The 18260-nt window shown below is 39.9% G+C and carries 15 protein-coding genes and 1 riboswitch; of the genes, 10 read left to right on the top strand and 5 right to left on the bottom strand.

What is annotated here, in order from left to right:
* Window positions 1-313: 313 nt before the first annotated feature.
* Window positions 314-1195: an NAD(P)-dependent oxidoreductase gene (locus AC27JL_RS08185; RefSeq protein ID WP_198434402.1), complete on the bottom strand. Its 882-nt coding sequence runs from the start codon at window positions 1193-1195 to the stop codon at window positions 314-316.
* 121 nt (window positions 1196-1316) lie between these two features.
* Here AC27JL_RS08185 and AC27JL_RS08180 point away from each other — a divergent pair, with 121 nt between their 5' ends.
* From AC27JL_RS08180 to AC27JL_RS08170, 3 genes are all read left to right on the top strand, one after another.
* The gene (locus AC27JL_RS08180) at window positions 1317-1868 is read left to right on the top strand and encodes a glutathione peroxidase (RefSeq protein WP_010556305.1); all 552 of its coding nucleotides are present in this window, start codon (window positions 1317-1319) and stop codon (window positions 1866-1868) included.
* A 95-nt stretch (window positions 1869-1963) separates the two neighbouring features.
* Window positions 1964-2950, top strand: coding sequence for a 2-hydroxyacid dehydrogenase (locus AC27JL_RS08175; RefSeq protein WP_487195345.1), 987 nt, complete (start codon window positions 1964-1966; stop codon window positions 2948-2950).
* An 85-nt stretch (window positions 2951-3035) separates the two neighbouring features.
* The gene (locus AC27JL_RS08170; RefSeq protein ID WP_487195343.1) at window positions 3036-3710 is read left to right on the top strand and encodes an NYN domain-containing protein; all 675 of its coding nucleotides are present in this window, start codon (window positions 3036-3038) and stop codon (window positions 3708-3710) included.
* 4 nt (window positions 3711-3714) lie between these two features.
* On the opposite strand, the gene AC27JL_RS08165 is transcribed toward AC27JL_RS08170, so the two are convergent.
* Complete coding sequence (locus AC27JL_RS08165; protein ID WP_008130843.1) at window positions 3715-5037, bottom strand: sodium-dependent transporter; 1323 nt, start codon at window positions 5035-5037, stop codon at window positions 3715-3717.
* A 140-nt stretch (window positions 5038-5177) separates the two neighbouring features.
* Between AC27JL_RS08165 and AC27JL_RS08160 the strand changes: the two genes are divergently transcribed.
* Window positions 5178-5933 carry a 4'-phosphopantetheinyl transferase family protein gene (locus AC27JL_RS08160; RefSeq protein WP_487195341.1) on the top strand — a complete coding sequence of 252 codons (756 nt, stop codon included), beginning with the start codon at window positions 5178-5180 and terminating at the stop codon, window positions 5931-5933.
* Window positions 5934-6085: 152 nt separating this feature from the next.
* On the opposite strand, the gene lysC is transcribed toward AC27JL_RS08160, so the two are convergent.
* Both lysC and nhaD read right to left on the bottom strand, forming a co-directional pair.
* The gene (gene lysC / locus AC27JL_RS08155; protein WP_487195339.1) at window positions 6086-7465 is read right to left on the bottom strand and encodes a lysine-sensitive aspartokinase 3; all 1380 of its coding nucleotides are present in this window, start codon (window positions 7463-7465) and stop codon (window positions 6086-6088) included.
* A gap of 75 nt (window positions 7466-7540) precedes the next feature.
* Window positions 7541-7713: riboswitch (Lysine riboswitch) on the bottom strand.
* A 110-nt stretch (window positions 7714-7823) separates the two neighbouring features.
* Window positions 7824-9071 (bottom strand): sodium:proton antiporter NhaD, encoded by a 1248-nt coding sequence (nhaD, locus tag AC27JL_RS08150; RefSeq protein ID WP_487195337.1) that lies wholly within the window; start codon window positions 9069-9071, stop codon window positions 7824-7826.
* Window positions 9072-9290: 219 nt separating this feature from the next.
* Between nhaD and AC27JL_RS08145 the strand changes: the two genes are divergently transcribed.
* From AC27JL_RS08145 to AC27JL_RS08125, 5 genes are all read left to right on the top strand, one after another.
* A complete protein-coding gene (locus tag AC27JL_RS08145) occupies window positions 9291-10577 on the top strand; it encodes a hypothetical protein (RefSeq protein ID WP_487195336.1) in 1287 nt (428 codons plus the stop codon).
* Window positions 10578-10582: 5 nt separating this feature from the next.
* Window positions 10583-11131, top strand: a complete 549-nt coding sequence (locus AC27JL_RS08140; protein ID WP_487195334.1) for a condensin complex protein MksE — start codon at window positions 10583-10585, stop codon at window positions 11129-11131.
* Complete coding sequence (locus tag AC27JL_RS08135; RefSeq protein ID WP_487195332.1) at window positions 11128-13902, top strand: AAA family ATPase; 2775 nt, start codon at window positions 11128-11130, stop codon at window positions 13900-13902. Before AC27JL_RS08140 ends, AC27JL_RS08135 begins: the two co-directional genes overlap by 4 nt.
* A 135-nt stretch (window positions 13903-14037) precedes the next feature.
* Window positions 14038-14589 (top strand): DUF4136 domain-containing protein, encoded by a 552-nt coding sequence (locus AC27JL_RS08130; protein ID WP_203983750.1) that lies wholly within the window; start codon window positions 14038-14040, stop codon window positions 14587-14589.
* Window positions 14590-14653: 64 nt separating this feature from the next.
* The gene (locus tag AC27JL_RS08125; RefSeq protein WP_006794705.1) at window positions 14654-15451 is read left to right on the top strand and encodes a hypothetical protein; all 798 of its coding nucleotides are present in this window, start codon (window positions 14654-14656) and stop codon (window positions 15449-15451) included.
* A gap of 20 nt (window positions 15452-15471) precedes the next feature.
* Here the strand turns inward: AC27JL_RS08125 and AC27JL_RS08120 are convergent, their stop codons facing one another.
* On the bottom strand, window positions 15472-15963 hold the full coding sequence (locus tag AC27JL_RS08120; RefSeq protein WP_006794706.1) for a peptide-methionine (S)-S-oxide reductase: 492 nt from the start codon (window positions 15961-15963) through the stop codon (window positions 15472-15474).
* A gap of 190 nt (window positions 15964-16153) precedes the next feature.
* Between AC27JL_RS08120 and AC27JL_RS08115 the strand changes: the two genes are divergently transcribed.
* Window positions 16154-18010 (top strand): TonB-dependent receptor plug domain-containing protein, encoded by a 1857-nt coding sequence (locus tag AC27JL_RS08115; protein ID WP_487195329.1) that lies wholly within the window; start codon window positions 16154-16156, stop codon window positions 18008-18010.
* Window positions 18011-18260: the final 250 nt, after the last annotated feature.

Below are 18260 nucleotides of genomic sequence, written 5' to 3'. Positions count from 1 at the left end.
CGTTTAGTAAATTTTTCACAAAGAGGCTGAGAGACGCTGCGCTTTAGAGAAGTGATCTAGTGATAAAGGTAGGAAACCATTATTAGTGTTTTAATGTCTTATCATTTGCTCCTCATTTTGTTCTCTTTGTGCAATCACGTTTAGTAAATTTTTCACAAAGAGAGTAAATGAGCAAACATAAGCCAAAAACAGCTTAAAATTAATCTTTCCCTCTTTGTGAATAAGTCACCTTATGGGCTTTGCACATCACGCAGGCAAGCCTCGCGTCTACAAGTTAAACGCGAAACCTGTTTAATTTAAAACACATACATAGTTATTTTTTATGCAGCGCCTCTATTCGTGCAAGTAGGCTTGAAGTATCGTATCGGCCGCCACCAAGTGCTTGTACATCTGCGTAGTATTGGTCGACCGTTGCAGTCATTGGCAACGTCGCACCATTGTTTTTAGCTTCATCAAGCGCAATGCCTAAATCTTTGCGCATCCAATCTACCGCAAAACCAAACTCGTACTCACCTGCCCACATTGTTTTGTAACGGTTTTCCATTTGCCACGACCCTGCAGCACCTTTAGAAATGGTTTCAATTACTTTTTCGCCATCAAGCCCTGCTTGCTTAGCAAAATGTAAGCCCTCGGCTAAACCCTGTACAACACCGGCAATACAAATTTGATTAACCATTTTACAAAGCTGGCCCGAGCCCACGCCACCTAGCAATTGGCTAAAACGGCTAAATGCCGCCATTACAGGCTGTACTTTTGCAAATACGGCTTCATTGCCACCAGCCATTACCGTTAAAACGCCATTTTCTGCACCGGCTTGTCCGCCGGACACTGGCGCATCGATAAAGTCAATATTTTGCAGCGCCGCTTTTGCAGCTACTTCACGGGCAACTTCTGCAGAGGTTGTAGTGTGATCAACTAATATGGTATGCGGTAACATACCCGCCAAAACGCCATTGTCTCCATAAACTACAGAACGTAAATCGTCGTCGTTACCCACACACATAAATACAATATCAGCGCCTTGAGCAGCTTCGCGTGGGGTATCTGCAACGCTTCCTTTATATTGTTCAGCCCAACTTTGCGCCTTTGATTGCGTACGATTAAATACACATACGCTATGCCCTTTATTGGCTAAATGCCCCGCCATTGGGTAACCCATTACGCCTAAACCTATAAATGCGACTTTCATTGACATAAAAATGACCTATTTAACTGCTAACTTAGAAACTAGGTCCCGATTATGTCAACCGGCCCACAAAAAAGCGAATGAAAGTCTTTGTAAAATTTCCACCAATTGGAAATTAAGTAGGTAACCAATGGATAGTATTTATCAGTTTAATGCACCACTTTATAACAGTGAGAATTTTTCTTTAAGCGAGTTAAAAGGCAAAACCGTACTCATTGTCAATACAGCCAGTAAATGTAGTTTTTCAATGCAATTAAATGCTCTCGAAAAGCTATACCAAGAGTACAAGGATCGTGGCTTTACGGTACTTGCATTCCCATGTAACCAGTTTGGTCAAAACGAGCCACTTGATAATTTAGCTATCAGAGATTTTTACCAAATGCAGTTTGGTGTTTCGTTTAAAGTATTTGGTAAAGTTATGGTAAATGGCCCAGACGCTCACCCTTTATTTAGCTATTTAAAATGCCATACCCGCGGTATTTCACAAAACCGTGCAGTGAAATGGAATTTCACAAAGTTTTTAATTAACTCACAGGGGCAATTAGTCGCACGCTATGCACCGCGTACTAAACCTGAAACACTTAAACAGGTTATCGAAACACACCTACAGAAAGCCGTTGAACCAAGTGACATAAAAGCAACACCCATTATGTCTGCTTTAAATAGGCGCACAGCGCTGTAAATAAAAAGTAATCGCTACTTGAGCACATGGCAGTAACGTAGTTTAATTTAAACAGGTTAACTATTTTAAACGCACCAAATTGTTGGATCCACACCATGAACATTGCTTTTTTTAGCGCACAAAAGTACGAAAAACCTTTTTTTGAACAGAGTATTGCAACTCATAATAACTTAGCAATAACCTATTTTGAGCAATCGCTTAACGAGCAAACTGCGGTGTTAGCAAGCAATTACAATTCAGTATGTGTATTTGTAAACGATACAGTTAATGCTCAAGTTATAAGGCTATTAGCAGCCCAAGGTGTAAATACTATATTACTGCGCTGTGCCGGTTTTAATAATGTTGATTTAGATGCGGCAAAAGCACATAACATTCATGTTTTGCGTGTACCCGCATACAGTCCCGAAGCCGTAGCTGAGCATTGTATTGCGCTTATGCTTACACTGAGCCGAAAAACACATAAAGCTTACAACCGCGTGCGCGAAGACAACTTTGATCTAAATGGGTTACTTGGCTTTAACTTGCACAAAAAAACAGTGGGCATTATTGGGTGCGGAAAAATTGGCTTAGCACTGTGTAATATACTCAATGGATTTGGCGCAAACGTTTTAGTGTGCGACCCAAATGCACAACCTGGTAACTACTCCATTACCGACCTAAACACGTTACTTACCCAAAGCGATATTATTTCGCTGCATTGCCCACTAAACGATCAAACCCATCATTTAATCGATGAACATGCTTTCGCTAAAATGAAGCCCGGCGTTATGCTTATCAACACCTCACGTGGTGCATTACTCGACAGCAAAGCCTGCATACAAGCACTTAAAACACAAAAACTAGGTTACTTAGGACTAGATGTATACGAGCAAGAATCCGAACTGTTTTTTAAAAACCACAGCGACGAAATAAACCAAGACGATATATTTTCCCGTTTAGTTGGTTTTAAAAATGTTCTGATCACCGGGCATCAAGGCTTTTTTACTCAAGAAGCGCTCACCGAAATAGCAAACACCACCATTACAAATGCTCTTGAGGTTGAACAGGGTAAACCGCTTACTAACTCCGTTTTTAAAAATTAACATTTATAGTCATTTACACTTGCCAAAATATGCATTGCAGTGGTATCAATTAGTTATATTTAATGGCTTTTTAGCAGGTGTTTAAATGGAAAAAACAGCGTTATTCATAGATGCAGAAAATATAAGCCATAAATATATAGAGCAAATAATGGCTAAGTTTGAACATATTGAGGTTAAAAAAGCATATGGCAACTTTGGGGCTGTACAGCTAAAACCTTGGGTGAATATATGCTCGCGCTTTGCTATAGAAATGGTGTACCAAGAAAAACTTGTAAAATCGAAAAGTAATGCTGCCGATATTGCGTTAACTGTCGGGGTTATGGAGTCATTGTATGTCTCGCCGATTGACACTTTTGCAATAGCGTCATCTGATTCTGACTTTGCGGCGCTAGTACACTTTTTAAGACGAAATGGTAAAAATGTAATAGGGTTTGGTAATAATACAGCGAGCGCTAAACACTATTTTGATGATTTTTATATTTTAGGTAAACAAAACACCATACCCAAAGTAAAAAATAAAAGTATTGCCTCTGTTGATACCTACCATTTAGCACTGGTGAAAGAAGCCGTTGAGAACACACAACATGCAAAAACTGGACTCTCTGAAACAGTGGATGTTGGTACCTATCTTCATCGAATATTTAATATTACAAAAAAGCAGCTAGGCGTAAGTAAGCTATATCAATATTTTAAATATCACGATCAGCATTTTAAAATGCAAAAAGCCCCCGACGGAGGCTTTTTAGTCTCGTTGCATTAAGTTATTAACCAAACGCGACGTTTGCAAACACCAAGGTCATTAATATTGGGCATACAAAACGAATATACTGGGCAAACCAAAAATGCGCGCCGGTGCTAGCTTGGTGTAACTTATTACCTCGTTTGAACATCCAGCCAACCGTTATAAAATAAAATAACCCCATTAACGGGAGTTGGTACTGAGTAAACACCATAATAACTAAACCAAATAACCAATCAAAGTTTACTATAATTGCACTCGCACATATTAAAACCACTAAGCTTACCAACCACGTGGCTTTAGTTCGGTTTACATTGTGGTTTTCAACTAAAAACGCAACCGGAATTTCAGTAGACGAAATAGTCGAGGTCACAGACGCTATCGACATCAAAACAAAAAACAATAAACCAACCAGTAACCCTATTTCTCCCATGGTATTAAATAGCTCAGGTAAAATGGCAAATATAAGCTGCCCTTCACCTATTAATTTACCGCCACTAAATACCTCAACGCCATTATGCTGTGCAACATAAATAGCCGGAATAATAAGTAAACCAGCTAAAAATGCAACGCTCGTATCAAGTAATGCAACACTTGCCGTTAGTTTTGGTAAATTGGCATCAGGCTGTAAATACGAGCCGTAAATCATCATACACCCCACCCCTAACGACAACGAAAAAAACGCTTGTCCCATAGCGGCAATAATTAAATTTGGATCGAGTATTTGGCTAAAGTTAGGCATTAAATACGCTGCAAAGCCTTCGCTTGCGCCATCCAAAGTGGCTATATAAGCAATTAGCGCAACAAGTAACACCAATAGCATAGGCATCAGTCGGCGCGACCAGGTTTCGATACCCGATTTAACACCCTTTAAAATAATGCAGGCCGTTAAAATAAGCATTAATGGTGTAAATACAAAATTACGGGCTTGCGAGTCACTGTGTAAAAACTCGCTCACACTGTGTAAACCAACAAACGTTGTAACAGGCTCAATTGCGTACGACAGCATCCACCCTGCAACAATTGAATAAAAACTCAACATGACCACAGCACCCGCAAGGCCAATATAGCCCGCAGCTGCACCTATTTTACGGTTGCTATCTTGCCATGCGTTACCCAGCGCTTTTACCGGGTTTGCTTGTGCGTTATGGCCTAAATAAAGCTCGGTATATAGCGCCGGTAACGCCAATAAAAAGATAACCAGAAAATAGACGAGTAAAAATGCTCCACCGCCATGATTAGCAGCTTGTGTAGGAAATCCCCAAATATTACCCAAACCCACTGCCGCGCCAGCAGCGGCTAAAACAAAACCAAGTCGGCTTTGAAACCCATCACGCATTTGTGCCATACATCTACAAATCTGTTATTATTTTGATTGTTGTGAATTAAACCATATTTAATGCCAGCTGAGTAATAAAATTGTATTCAGCCTTTGTTTGTCGCGTTAACTGCTCACAATAACAACGACTTTTTACTTTTTGAGCTGATATGACCGCACATTTTTTTAATAACGCCTTAACCATAACGCCAACAGATTTTGCCAATTTACCTAAAGGCAAAAGTACCGTTTTGTTGTTCGACGCTAATACTCTTAGTTTGGCTGATTACAACTTGGCGAGCTTACTCAGCGAATTTGAATTAACCGTTATTAACCGCCGTAAAAACCAAATAGCTAAAAAAGAATATGTAGCAAGCCGTTTACTTTTAAAATTGCTTGTAAAATCCATCCTCCCTGAATTTTCAAATGTGCCATTAAATGCCATTAACACAAGCTTTAATCAATCCACAGCTAAATTAGAGCTGCATATTAACGAGTGCGTTATTAATACGTGTATATCGCACTCACATGGTTTTGTTGGGGTTGCTTTAAATTTAGAAAGCGAGGCGTTTGGCTTCGACCTTGAAAAAATTAGCTTAACGCGCCCGTTTGAAAAACTAGCCAAGCATTTTTACCATACAGACGAAGTTACATTAATTACGTCTCAACCCAATACGCAAAGCCAAGCCAATACCTTTTTTAGAATTTGGACATTAAAAGAGTCATTAGCTAAAGCAACTGGTCGCCCTATTGCCAAATTACTTAGCCCCAACGTATTTAACGAATTAACCTTAGTAGGCTTGGCCGCAAGCAGCCAAGTAGTAAACACACAAACAGAGACGTTTGATTTAACCTTAGTGCATAAAAAAAGCACCGACTGGCGGTGCTTTTTGTTAACCGATGTCTCGCTTATACCAATCCGCTAAATTAAGTGATCTATTTTGAGTATAGATAAACGTGTTGATAGCTAGGCAAAAAATTCGTTATTTAGTTGTTCTAAATGAGAATTTTTTAACGCAGATAGCGACACTTTTAGCCCCTAAAATGATTAAGTATTATTGCGAATTGGTATTGCTAGTTAAGCTTCTAACAAACGGCTATGAATAGCCTGAACCACATTATCAGATTCACTTTGTTCGACTAAAAAGCATAGGTTGTGCTTACTTGCTCCATGACAAATTAAGCGAATATTAAAGTCACTTAATACCTGCATTAAGTTCATTTCGTGTTGGCGAAGTTGAATCTCAGAGCCAATAAGTGCCACCAGTGTTAAGTTGTTTTCAACCGATACATGGCAAAATTCAGCAAGCTTATCTAAACACGCTTGGTCGAGCTCTGGGCGCGACGCGTTAGGTGCATTATCAAGCGTTATTGCTACACTAATTTCAGACGTAGTTACCAAATCAACCGATATATTAAACTCGCTTAAAATAGTAAATACACGAGCTAAAAAGCCGCTAGCCAATAGCATTTCAGGGCTTTTAAGGGTGAGCAAAATTTGATTTTTACGCTGGGTTACCGCGCGAATTCCTGGTTGCTGCGATTTTTCACGCTCTATCCACGTACCACCACGTTCAGGCTCGCGGCTTGAACCAACAAACACATTAATATGACTACGGCTAGCAGGTAAAATAGTAGCTGGATGCAATACCTTTGCACCAAAGGTAGCCATTTCAGCGGCTTCATCAAAGCTTAAGCGAGCAATGGGCGATGCCTTTACACATAATCGCGGATCGGTACTAAAAATACCCACAACATCAGTCCAAATATGTACACTTTTGGCGTTTATTGCCTCAGCAAGTAAAGCGGCACTGTAGTCAGACCCACCACGGCCAAGCGTTGTTGTTTGTCCAAATTCGTCACTGCCAACAAAACCTTGGGTTACAATAACTTTATCATCTAACAGTGGGATCAAATATTCTTTAGCAGCTTGTGCTGTTGCGCTTACATTTGGCGTTGCTTTTCCAAACTGACTATCTGTTTTAAGTACTTGGCGTACATCAAAGCGATCGGCATTTAAGCCTTTTAAACGCAGCACTTGCGCAAATAAGTACGACGATAAACGCTCACCAAAGCTAAGTAACTCATCGTGCTGCTGATCAGTTGTCAGTGTTTCAAGCGCTAGCGTTTGGAATGCTTTTAACGTTTCGTTAAAACCTACTGCTAAATCGGCATCAAGCGATAATTCATCTAAGATTGCCTGTTGAATGGCTAGCACGCCACCAATGTGTTCTTGGCGCTGCTCTGGGGTGATGCTTGATTTACACAGTGCAACCAAATGATTAGTTACGCCGGCACTGGCGCTTACAGCAACAATACGCACGCTTTTATCGGCAACAATAATTTCGCTACAACGACTCATCGCATCAAAGTTAGCCACACTGGTTCCGCCAAATTTGGCAACGATGTAATCTGATTTAACGTCCGATACTGTTTGCGGCACTGATTGGGTAGTCATTTAGTCTCCTTTTGCGGTATCCAAACCGCGATAAAACAAGAAGAACTTGGCAAGTGAATGCTTGAAGGTAAATCCACTGCCAGAAGCTCTCCACCTAGATTGGTGACAGTTTTGAGGATTCAGCCCCATAAACCGAAAAACAACATCGACGTAACGTTGGTTTTCTCGGCGAGTACTTCCCTCTTTAATGGTTATGGGCGTTCGTCACCTACCATTAAATACCTAAGTATCGCACCTCTTCTGAATGTTGTATTAACCAATGGCTAATAAAACAAAACCCCACTATAAAGTGGGGTTTGAAAGTTAACGTTTAGACGTCTAGCTGTCAAGCGTTTTAATGCGGTTTGTTAAGCAAAACTTAAACAAACCCGCCCATGTAATAAGCGCCCGCATAACCCACGGTATAACTTACTAACAAATAGAGCGACAAACGTAAGTAACTCATAAAAGTTAGCTCTGTTACTTTACTCATAGCAATAATACCCGCAGCCGATCCAATAATTAGCATAGATCCGCCAACACCGGTTGCATAAGTAAACGATAACCAATCTTGCTGGCTCATTACTATATTAGCTTTTAGTAAAGCAGCAGTGAGCGGAACGTTATCAACCCCAGCCGATAAAATACCCATTAAGTAGTTAGCGTACTGTGGCGCCATAACGGTGTAAAGGTCGGTAAACTTACTAAGCATTCCAATCTCTTTTAAAGCACCTACCAATAATAAAACCCCGACGAAAAACAGTAAGGTGTCGTATTCTATGTCGCGTACGTAGTCGATAATATTTTTGTTTATGTCTTTTTTGCGCATTAAAAATTGCGCCACTAAAAACATGATTGATAGGCCACATAAAAAAGTTAATAAAGGCGGTACACTGTAAATTACACTCAGCGCAAGTATGCTTATAACTGTAGATACAAAAATAACTGCAATGGTGATATCGGTTTTTTCTATGCGTTTTTTTCCAGACTTTGAAAAGGTTACATCCCCTTTCATGCCAATACTTAGCATTGCTGCTAACAGCATAACGCTAATAAATGCAGGCGCAATAAGCAGTAATAAGTTAGCAATGGTTACCTTGCCATCTAAAAATATCATTAAGGTTGTTACGTCACCGGTAATTAACGACACACCCCCGGAGTTAACACCAAACACAATAAGTGTGGCATATTTTATAAGTTTTTTAGGCGGTAGCTTTAACGACATAACTACAGCAAGCGATATTAACGTAGCCGTTACGTTGTCTGAAACCGACGAAAACAAAAAGGCAAATACCCCAACCAAAAACATCAGCTTGCGTTCGCTAATACTTCTTGGCATTACTCTGTGCACAATATTTTCGATAAACCCTTTTGAGTTTAAATAAGCAACAAAGGTCATGGCGGCCATTAAAAACAACCACAGCGATGCTATCTCTAAAATATTTTCGTTAAGGAGTTCTTGTACTTGCTCTGGGCTTTGCCCATGCAAAGGGAAAATAAACAGGAGGATCCAGCAAAGCGTGCCAAAAAAAAGCGTGGTTTTAGCTTTATTTACATGGATGATATCTTCTATAACAATCAATAAAAATCCGATCGCTATCAGGGTTAGAATAATCGTGGAAACCATGGGTATTAAATAACCTTTGATATTGTTTTAAAGAACACACGTAAAGTCCCTCTCGACGTGCCTATTTTCGGCGCGAATGTTAGCACTGCGGCTATACAAAAACTATTATTAAATAGTCTTAAAAACGAATACCATATACAGGCTAGATTAATTAGAATACGTAATAATGAGACGCTTCTAAATTCTCAATAATAAATTACTAGGATGTTGTAACACCTTATGATCCCAGCTAAAAAGCGACTAAATACCCTTAGCGAACATTGGGGAGTTTTAGAGCTATTATTTAAACGTTTTAAAATGGCCGACTTTAGCCTAAAAGACGTGCAAAATGCGATAAAACAAAAACAACCCACGTGGAACAACGAGCGCATATACAAAGAAACAAACCGTTTGCTCAATCAAGATATTTTAATTCCACTTGCTAAATCATCACAGCTTGAAATTAACCGTGCAATTGCTGACTTTGCTACTTTTTTACTGCAAGAAGAGCATTTGGGCCTAGCACAAGAAATTAGCGTGTTAGTAGACGATCTTGCCCGTTTAGGTAATCGTTTAGATAACGCTGGTAGCATGGAAGACTTTGACGATTTGCGCCGATTTAGCCGTATTATGGATGATCGGGTACGTAAAATAATGAAGCTCTACGCGCACAACGAAAACGCCATTTTAAATATTGTTGAACAAGCCAAATCAAACAATGCAGTGCAATCACTACAAAAACGCTACAAAGCAGTAATTGAAGCCTTTGACGAATATATAGAGCCCATGCTTGAAATGGTCGATATTAGGGGCGATTTTCATGCCTGCTTTACAATAATAGAGCAGCAAATCAGTAAACAAATCGAATTTATTGAACGCTCTGGTAAAGCATACACCGACAAACGCATGCTAGAACAGCTACGAACTCGCATACTCGAAATGAACCTAATGGGCAGAGAGAGTTTACGTAAAAGTGCCGATATGCTCATGCCCCTGCGCGAAGAGCTACGCCGAAATAACTTAGTTACACGCCAAGCGGCCAAAGTGCTCGGCCTTGCGCGTAAAAATGGCGTAGATAACATGCTAAGCGCTGTACAACCTAATTTTGTAACCGACTCTCAGCGTTATTCGCTTGGACAACAACGCCATATTGTCGCGTATATGGCAAGCTTGGTAGAATTTGAACATGAAGAATATCAACTTCCCGAACAACAAGACGTACCCGCATTTGTAACGCCTAACATCCCTGACTACAACGATGTAAAAACAAGCTTTGCTAAACGCTTTAACAAAAAACGTAAAAAACCACAGCCGCTGCTGCAGTTTTTAGATGAAAGCTACCCCGACTTAGACGCCGACGAAATGCTCTTTTTATATCAAAAATTAGTCAGTGATAGCGACATTGAAATTAGTCAAAGCGATGAAAAAGCCCGAGTTAAAATTGCCGGCCAACACTTTTCACTTTACCCATTTAATTCTCAGGCATCAGATTCAACAACTCAGCCTAATACTGAGGCAGATAAGTAATTACCATGACACATATAAACCTAGAAGAACTCACTCACCTGCAAGCAATCAATAAAAAATTAACTGCGGGTTACCACATTTGCGAACAAGACAACGTAATGTGGCAAGAACTCGACCAACACATTGAATCTTACAGCGCACTATTTACCGCATTAGGCCACGACATAAAACACGATAGCCGTGGCTTTTACTATTTTGCCAGCGACGAAAGTACGCCAAATATGGGTAAAATATCTCGCGCTATCGCACTCACTACTTACATTTTAATTGAGCACTTTGCCAATACCGGTAAAGACCCAATGCGCGCCCTGTTTGATGAAGTAAACGATTTAGAACTGATGCAAACCTTAGTGCAAATAAACAAGCACTTGTTTGATCAGCTTGAGATATTTTCGGGCTCAGATTTACGAAAAGATGTTTACCTACGTATGGTTCGTTTAGGCCTTGCCCGTGAAGTAGAAGGCGGCTTTATGCTACAAGCCCCTATTCACCGCTACATTGATGCATTAATGGAAGTAAACGAAGAAACCTACATGACGGAGGACGAGCAATGAACAACTTATACGGACTGAGTAAACTCGCCCTACTTAATACCGCAGGTTATGCAAAGTGTGTGATCCCGCTTGATAAAAGCAGCTCTATTTGTGCGCCAAATAATACCGGTAAAAGCTCGGTTATTAACGCCCTGCAGTTTCCACTTATAAACGATTTGCGCCTAACCGAATGGGACGGGCACGATTTAGATGAAACCCGTAAGTTTTATTTTTCATCGGATCAGTCGTACATTTTACTTGAAGCTAACCTCCCCCATGGCTCGGTGGTTATTGGTGTAGCGGGTCTGGGTAAAATAGCCGGTTACGCGCACCAGTACTTTTGTTATCAGGGCAAGCTCGATTTAGAACAGTACACGCAAGGTAATACCATAATTAAATTTACCAAGCTGTTTAATCATTTAAAGTCGCTTAATTACAATCCTATTGAGTTAAAAGCACAAGAGCTAAACGCCCTGCTTACCGGCGGCGCAACGCCCTTTGACGGCGACATTAATTTAAAAATGATCCCGCTTAATAACGTGCAAGACTCCGCCATTTATAAAGAAATTTTTAGGCGTATTCTTAACTTACACAAATTGGGCGCAAGCGATGTTAAGCGCTTTATGCTGCGAGTGTTTGAGCGCCATATGTCAAACTCAAAGGTTGATTTTTACGAAGTATGGCGTCGCTCGTTTGACAAAGTAAACCGGGCTAAGCGCGAATTAAAAGCCCTTGAATCAATGCAAGAGGCAATAAGCGCACTTGAATCAATGCTTGAAAATCAAACCGTGCTTAAAGGTAAATTAGCAGCGTACGCGCCTAAAATTGACCAAGCACTCATTGACTTTGACACCTACCAAGAAGAGCAGCTTAGTGAACTTGGTATAGCACTTGAAGACATTGAACACGAAAAGCACGAATTTGAGCAAAAACAAAGCCTATACGTACAGCAATCGCGCGATATAGAGCGCAAACAAACTCAAATTGAGCAATGGTTTTTAGATTACAGCGCCCTTAAAAGCGAGTTTGAACTGGTAAATAAAGCCACAATTAAAACCAACCTTGGCCAACTTAAGCAAGACTACGAGTCGCTTTCGCACTCTATTACCAGCGCACAAGGGCAAAGCTTGCACACGCTTGATTACCGCATTAGCGAAACGCAAAAACAAATTAAAAGCTTAAAACTGCAGCTTAAAAACCTGGAGTTTAATTTGTTCACCCGTATGCGCGAAGACCTATCGCTTAAAGAAGTGGAAGAAATCTCACGCATTTTAAACCCCGACTTACTTTCGTTTGCCACCACCACTAATGGCGATATAACCATTGATGACGAAGATGCCTTTGGGGAATTTTTATCGTTATTAAGCGATAACGTTAAAGGCGGTGTGCTTACTTTGCCAGGCGCAAGTATTAAACTTAAAAAGCTTTCGCCAGTACAAATGCAAAGCGGCGAAAACAAAGAGCAATTAACCGCCCAGTTAAGTGCGCTTGAACTCTCGTTAAAAGAGTTTGAACAACAGCGCGAAGTGGCAGCCAATGTTGCCGATAAACAAAAAGAAAAAGACGCACTTTACGACGAGTTAATGAGTCTAGAGGGAGCACTAAAACGTTTAGAGCAATTTGAAGTAATGCAGCAGTCGGTAGACGCGCAAGCCATGCTAAAAGAGCAATTATTAGCAGAGCGCGAACAAGTTGACGATTACCTGCAAGACATTCAAAAAAATAGTGGCTCAATTGCAGACAGACGCTCGTTAATTAAATCAAAGCAAGAGCAAATTAATCGCCAAACTGAGCGCCTTCGCCAAGTTAAAAGTGAGCGAATTGATCACACGCTTGATTTATACAGCGGTAAAGTGACCCCGTACATGATTGATATAACGGTCGATTTTGATAACCTAAGTGACTTAGTACATCACTTTAATAAAGACTGCCAAGAGCTACGCAACTTTGACATAAACGTGCGTAATACCTATTTGCATGTGTATAACGCAGGCATTACTAAGTTCGACAACGAAACCGACGAATTTACTAAATACCAAAAGTTGATTAGCGCATTTCATAACCTTGATAACGAGCGCGATGCCGTTGAGCGCCAAGGCCGCGTGGCACTAACCGAAGTAGCCGCCACGATTAAGGGTTTGCGTGAAGACTTAGACCGCCTTCGCCGCGAAATGAATAGCTTTAATAAAGGCATAAGCCAGCACCGTATTTCTAACCTTCAAGCGTTTAAAATTAACGTAATACCACGCAAAATGCTGGTTGATAGTATTGATACCATTATCAGCACGTCGCATCAGTTTGAACAAGGCGACACCCTTGATTTATTGAGCCAAGAACCTTACAGCGAAAGCGCGGTAAACGAAGCAAAAGATCACCTAATAAAACTTGCCTCAGACAAAGCAGGCCTGACATTAACTGACTTGTTCGATATTCGTTTTGAAGTGGTAAACCGCGCTGGCGAAACCGAACACTTTGAAAAAATAGACTCAGCCGGCTCAAATGGCACACGTATTACTATTAAGTTATTGTGTGGCATGTTGTTTATTCGTTACTTATTAAGCGATCAGGAACAAAACCTGTACCGTATACCTATTTACATAGACGAAGCGGCCGACATTGACCCGCAAAACCAAAAAGCAATTATAGAAACCGCACTGAGCTTTGGCTTTGTGCCTATATTTGCCTCAGTTAAGCCGCAAATAAGTTGTGACTACATTGTGCCGATTCGTTCGGTAAAAGATGGCGCACAAAACTGGGTAGATGAAAAAGATTGGATAGAAGTAGAGCATTAAATTTTTGAGTGGCTAATTAGCATTAATTAGTCATTCATGTTCATCACACTAAACTAATTTTTAGAACCTTTTAATAATACACATTTATATAAGGTGTGTTATTTTAAGGTAATGCATTTTATTGGAGCAAACGTAATGAAAAATATACTTATTGTTGCAGCACTAGCACTACTTAGCGCTTGTACTCAAACCCCTGATTGGGATTACGATAAATCAGCTAACTTTAGTAATTTTAAAACATTTGCTTGGGTAGAAAACGCGAGTTTAACTAAAGACACCAACAACTACCAAATTAACGGTTTAATGGAAAAACGTGTGCGTACTGCGGTAAATAATGAGCTTACAAACACCCTTGGTATGACATTAGTAAATGCAGCCCAAGCTGACGTACTTGTTAACTATCATGCGTCGGTAGATAAAGAATTAGAAGTAGATACATTTAATACTGGTTACAGTAACCGTTGGGGTTACTGGGGTACTGGTTTTCAACGAGACACAACAGCGCGTGAATACGAAGTGGGTACATTGGTTATCGATATTGTAGACAGTGCATCTAATCAACTAATATGGCGCGGTGCTAAAGAAGGCCGTTTAAAGAAAAAACAAACACCTGAGCAACGCGAAGCTTCAATTAAAAAAACAGTCGCAAATATTTTAAGCAACTTCCCGCCGCAAAAGCAGCAATAAGTTTAAAGTTAGTTTTAAAGAGCTCACAGTATGTGAGCTTTTTTGTTAACAAAGGACTCATACCTTGGCATTTTTAAAGTACTTTACAGTCACTCTACTCGCTTTTTTTGCTGCGCTCCCCGCACATGCGGAAAATTTAAAATTAACTCCGGGTTTGTGGCAAGGCATTTACAAAAATAATTTTGAATACAATGTACTGGAAATAAAAGAAAACGGAGAACACCGTTTAATCATTGCAAATATCGCCAGTGCATTTCATAGAAATAAATCAATTGCGTTTAATAATAACGATATTAAATGCAGTCGCCTTAATTGTACTATTACACTTATTAGCCCTAATAAAGAACATCTGCAATTTACATTAATTTTAAGCCGTTTTTTAGATAATTCATTTGAGGTATTAGAAATTTATTCTAATGCAGAAGATGATTTTGTCATGTCAAAAACTTACCGGTTGGAAAAACAAGAACGGCAATCTACCGTTCATACATTTATAGATAAATACCGCTCTAAAATAGATAAGTTAGCAACAATAGAAAAGTCAGGCTTATATGGTTTTTGGATAGGATTATTAAATTTAGACGGCAATCAGAAACTCGCAAGTATTGAATTTCATCCCAATAAACAGTCATATTTCAATTATTTTATGAGTGATGGCATAGTCAGTACCACATTTATGCCACAAGATATTAAAGAAAAAGACAACGTACTGGAAATCACGACCAGCAATCCACTCTTCGCAAATAAACTAATTATTCATAAAGACAACCGAGAACTCAAAGGCTATATGTATTCAAACCACAAAGGTACAACACTTCAAACTGGCTCATTTAAATTGTATCGCTTTGAAAGGCCTGAGTGACCTATAATCCAAGTATAATTCTATGACAATTTATACTTATACAATAAATCTAGTGGTATATGGCAGTAATCATCTGGGTGGTTAGTTAAACGGTCTTGATGCTCTGGATCGCTTGGAACATAATTAGTTAACTGCTCTACCTTTACCGCAATTTTATCGGCATCGCTGCGCTTATTTATATAATTGCGTGCAATATTTAAATGGTTTTGGTTTTTGCTGTAAATGCCTGTACGGTATTTTGGGCCTTCATCTGCCCCTTGCTTATTAATACTATAGGGGTCGATAATTTCAAAAAAATAGTCAAACAGTTGATTGAGTGAAACAACACTTGAGTCAAACGTTACTTTCACACACTCGGCATAACCATCGTATTCTCCTTGCGTGGTATTACTTGCGCCGTTTGCACGCCCTGCTTGCGTTGTTATAACGCCGGGTAAATACTTCATAAATTCTTGCACGCCCCATAAGCAGCCGCCGGCAAAATAAAGTGTATTGTGTTGCTGAACTGTCATCGTTTATCTAACTCAATAAAGTTAATTAAAATACATATGTATTGTAACGCGTTAATTATACAAATGATTATCAAATGCAGATTTTTATAATTACTGTACAATAGCGTACAAAATTGCACTGACTAAGTTAAGCTAGCCAACCCGCTTTATATAGTTTTTATTAGTGCCCAAACACATTATGAGATACACCATGAATCGCACTGAGCATTTTATATTTTCTGCACTGCTGTGCAGCGTTACGCCTTTTTCTTATGCGCAAGCTACAAGCAACACCGAAACAGCAATAGAACAAATTACTGTTGAGGCATCGGCCACGGCAAATAAATTACCTGTTGGCACCTTTGACTCCCCCGTCTCTAATTTAGAATACGACCCTCGTATTGATTTACAATCACGAAATATGGCAGAAGCCCAGGCTGATGTAACAATTCGTGGTGGTATTTTCGAAAACACAGGGTTTAGAGTCGGCAGTGCTACCCTACTCGACCCACAAACAGGTCATTACGTTGCTGAGCTCCCAATTGCACCGCAAATGCTAACTGGACCTTACATTTTAACCGGAGCCGACAATGCCTTAAACGGTATGAACAGCTCTGTGGGATCGATTTCGTTTGGTTTTAAACCCATCACAACTGGTGGCAATGTCTCTGTTGGTACCGGTACTAACGACTTTAACTTACAAAGTTTTTACGCAGGAATAAGCACCGATGTCGACGATGCTAAAAATTGGCAGCTTGGCTTTGAGGGCGAATATTCTCATTCACAAAGTGACGGCTCAATAGAAAACGGCGATCACGATTTTAATCGCGCCTCTGCGCGCATACAGTTAATAGGTTCGGATTCGCAAACCGATGTGCTGTATGGCTCACAAGAAAAGTTTTTTGGTTGGCCAAATATGTACACACCATTTGGCGTAAACGAAACAGAAGAACTAGAAACCCGCTTACTCATGCTTAACCACCAGCAAAATTACGCAGATAATAGCCATTTTGAAGTATCTGCCTATTACAGAAAACACAACGACCATTATGTATTTTCTCGTGAGAATCCAAGCGCCTTTGAAGCATTTCATGAAACTAAAGTAAAATCGATTGCGGTATCAGGAAGCCATGCACAAAACACCGCGTTTGCAGTAAATTATTCAGCGCAATATATTGAAGATGAAATAGAGTCGACCACACTTGAGAATAATTTTACCTCACGCACTTATTACAAACTGAGCGTATTACCTGAATATAAAATCGACCTTAAACAAAACCAGCTATTAACACTTCGCCTAGGTGCGGCTTTTGACGACACAAACCGAGATGACTCTGAGTTATCACTCATTGGCGATATTTCACTAAACACTCAAAACAGTGATGGCTCTGAGCAAACCGTTTACTTATCGTATGCGCAAGCGAGCCAAGTTGCAGGTTACACCGCTATTGGTGGCAGTGATCAAGGCGGGTTATTTAGAAGTAATTACAACCTTGAGCGCGAAACAACTAAAAACCTAGAGCTTGGCTATTTAATGCAAGAACAAACCTGGCAACTTAATTCAGCGGTTTTCTACCGAGAGGATAACAACCTAACCGATTGGACTTTTAGTTTTGACTCTAGCTCTGCCCGCTTTGCTAATCCGGTAGACATAGACGCCACCGGCGTTGAATTTTTTGCGACTAAGTATTTTGATACAACCGAGCTCATTGCAAGCTACACCTACTTAAATAAGTCAGAAAACTATGGTGATGCAGATATCGACGCCAGTTTTTACGCGTTAAATTTTCCTGATCACCGTGTTACCTTAGGTGCAATTTGGACACCAAACGACCTAATAGAAATGAGGATTGATAACGAGTGGCGTAAACAGCACGAAAACGCACTGCGCAGCGGCAAAGACACCGCATTATTTACGCAATTGTCGCTAAAAATTACGCCAACCGTTATTAATAATTTATTTATTACGTTAGCTGCAGACAATGTGTGGGATGAATCGTTTGAAGAAATACCCGGCACACCTGGGCGCGGTGAGCAATATACGTTAAGTGCAACGTATAGCTGGTAATAAATAAAGCCGGCGTTTACAAACTCAATGTATATTTTGGTTTGTAAACGCTGTGTTTGTTTATATAAAAACGTCTTTTAGGCAAAATATTGCACAAAGAGAAATGAGTGAGGAGCAAATGAGATAAACGTAAATAAGCCAATGCATTAAATTAATCTTTCCTCTAAAAGCGCAGCGCCTCTTACCCTTTTTGTGAATTATTCACTTTATGAGCTTCAACCAATAAAAGTAGCGCGTTTTATATAACGCA

It is taken from the genome of Pseudoalteromonas sp. 4NS20-0020 (genome assembly GCF_057554385.1).
This window is presented reverse-complemented; position numbering and strand designations above follow the sequence as displayed.

Excerpts from the sequence above, each read along its gene's own strand:
- AC27JL_RS08185 (WP_198434402.1), bottom strand. The coding sequence starts at position 1,195 with ATGTCAATGAAAGTCGCATTTATAGGTTTAGGCGTAATGGGTTACCCA.
- AC27JL_RS08180 (WP_010556305.1), top strand. The coding sequence starts at position 1,317 with ATGGATAGTATTTATCAGTTTAATGCACCACTTTATAACAGTGAGAAT.
- AC27JL_RS08175 (WP_487195345.1), top strand. The coding sequence starts at position 1,964 with ATGAACATTGCTTTTTTTAGCGCACAAAAGTACGAAAAACCTTTTTTT.
- AC27JL_RS08170 (WP_487195343.1), top strand. The coding sequence starts at position 3,036 with ATGGAAAAAACAGCGTTATTCATAGATGCAGAAAATATAAGCCATAAA.
- AC27JL_RS08165 (WP_008130843.1), bottom strand. The coding sequence starts at position 5,037 with ATGGCACAAATGCGTGATGGGTTTCAAAGCCGACTTGGTTTTGTTTTA.
- AC27JL_RS08160 (WP_487195341.1), top strand. The coding sequence starts at position 5,178 with ATGACCGCACATTTTTTTAATAACGCCTTAACCATAACGCCAACAGAT.
- lysC (WP_487195339.1), bottom strand. The coding sequence starts at position 7,465 with ATGACTACCCAATCAGTGCCGCAAACAGTATCGGACGTTAAATCAGAT.
- nhaD (WP_487195337.1), bottom strand. The coding sequence starts at position 9,071 with ATGGTTTCCACGATTATTCTAACCCTGATAGCGATCGGATTTTTATTG.
- AC27JL_RS08145 (WP_487195336.1), top strand. The coding sequence starts at position 9,291 with ATGATCCCAGCTAAAAAGCGACTAAATACCCTTAGCGAACATTGGGGA.
- AC27JL_RS08140 (WP_487195334.1), top strand. The coding sequence starts at position 10,583 with ATGACACATATAAACCTAGAAGAACTCACTCACCTGCAAGCAATCAAT.
- AC27JL_RS08135 (WP_487195332.1), top strand. The coding sequence starts at position 11,128 with ATGAACAACTTATACGGACTGAGTAAACTCGCCCTACTTAATACCGCA.
- AC27JL_RS08130 (WP_203983750.1), top strand. The coding sequence starts at position 14,038 with ATGAAAAATATACTTATTGTTGCAGCACTAGCACTACTTAGCGCTTGT.
- AC27JL_RS08120 (WP_006794706.1), bottom strand. The coding sequence starts at position 15,963 with ATGACAGTTCAGCAACACAATACACTTTATTTTGCCGGCGGCTGCTTA.
- AC27JL_RS08115 (WP_487195329.1), top strand. The coding sequence starts at position 16,154 with ATGAATCGCACTGAGCATTTTATATTTTCTGCACTGCTGTGCAGCGTT.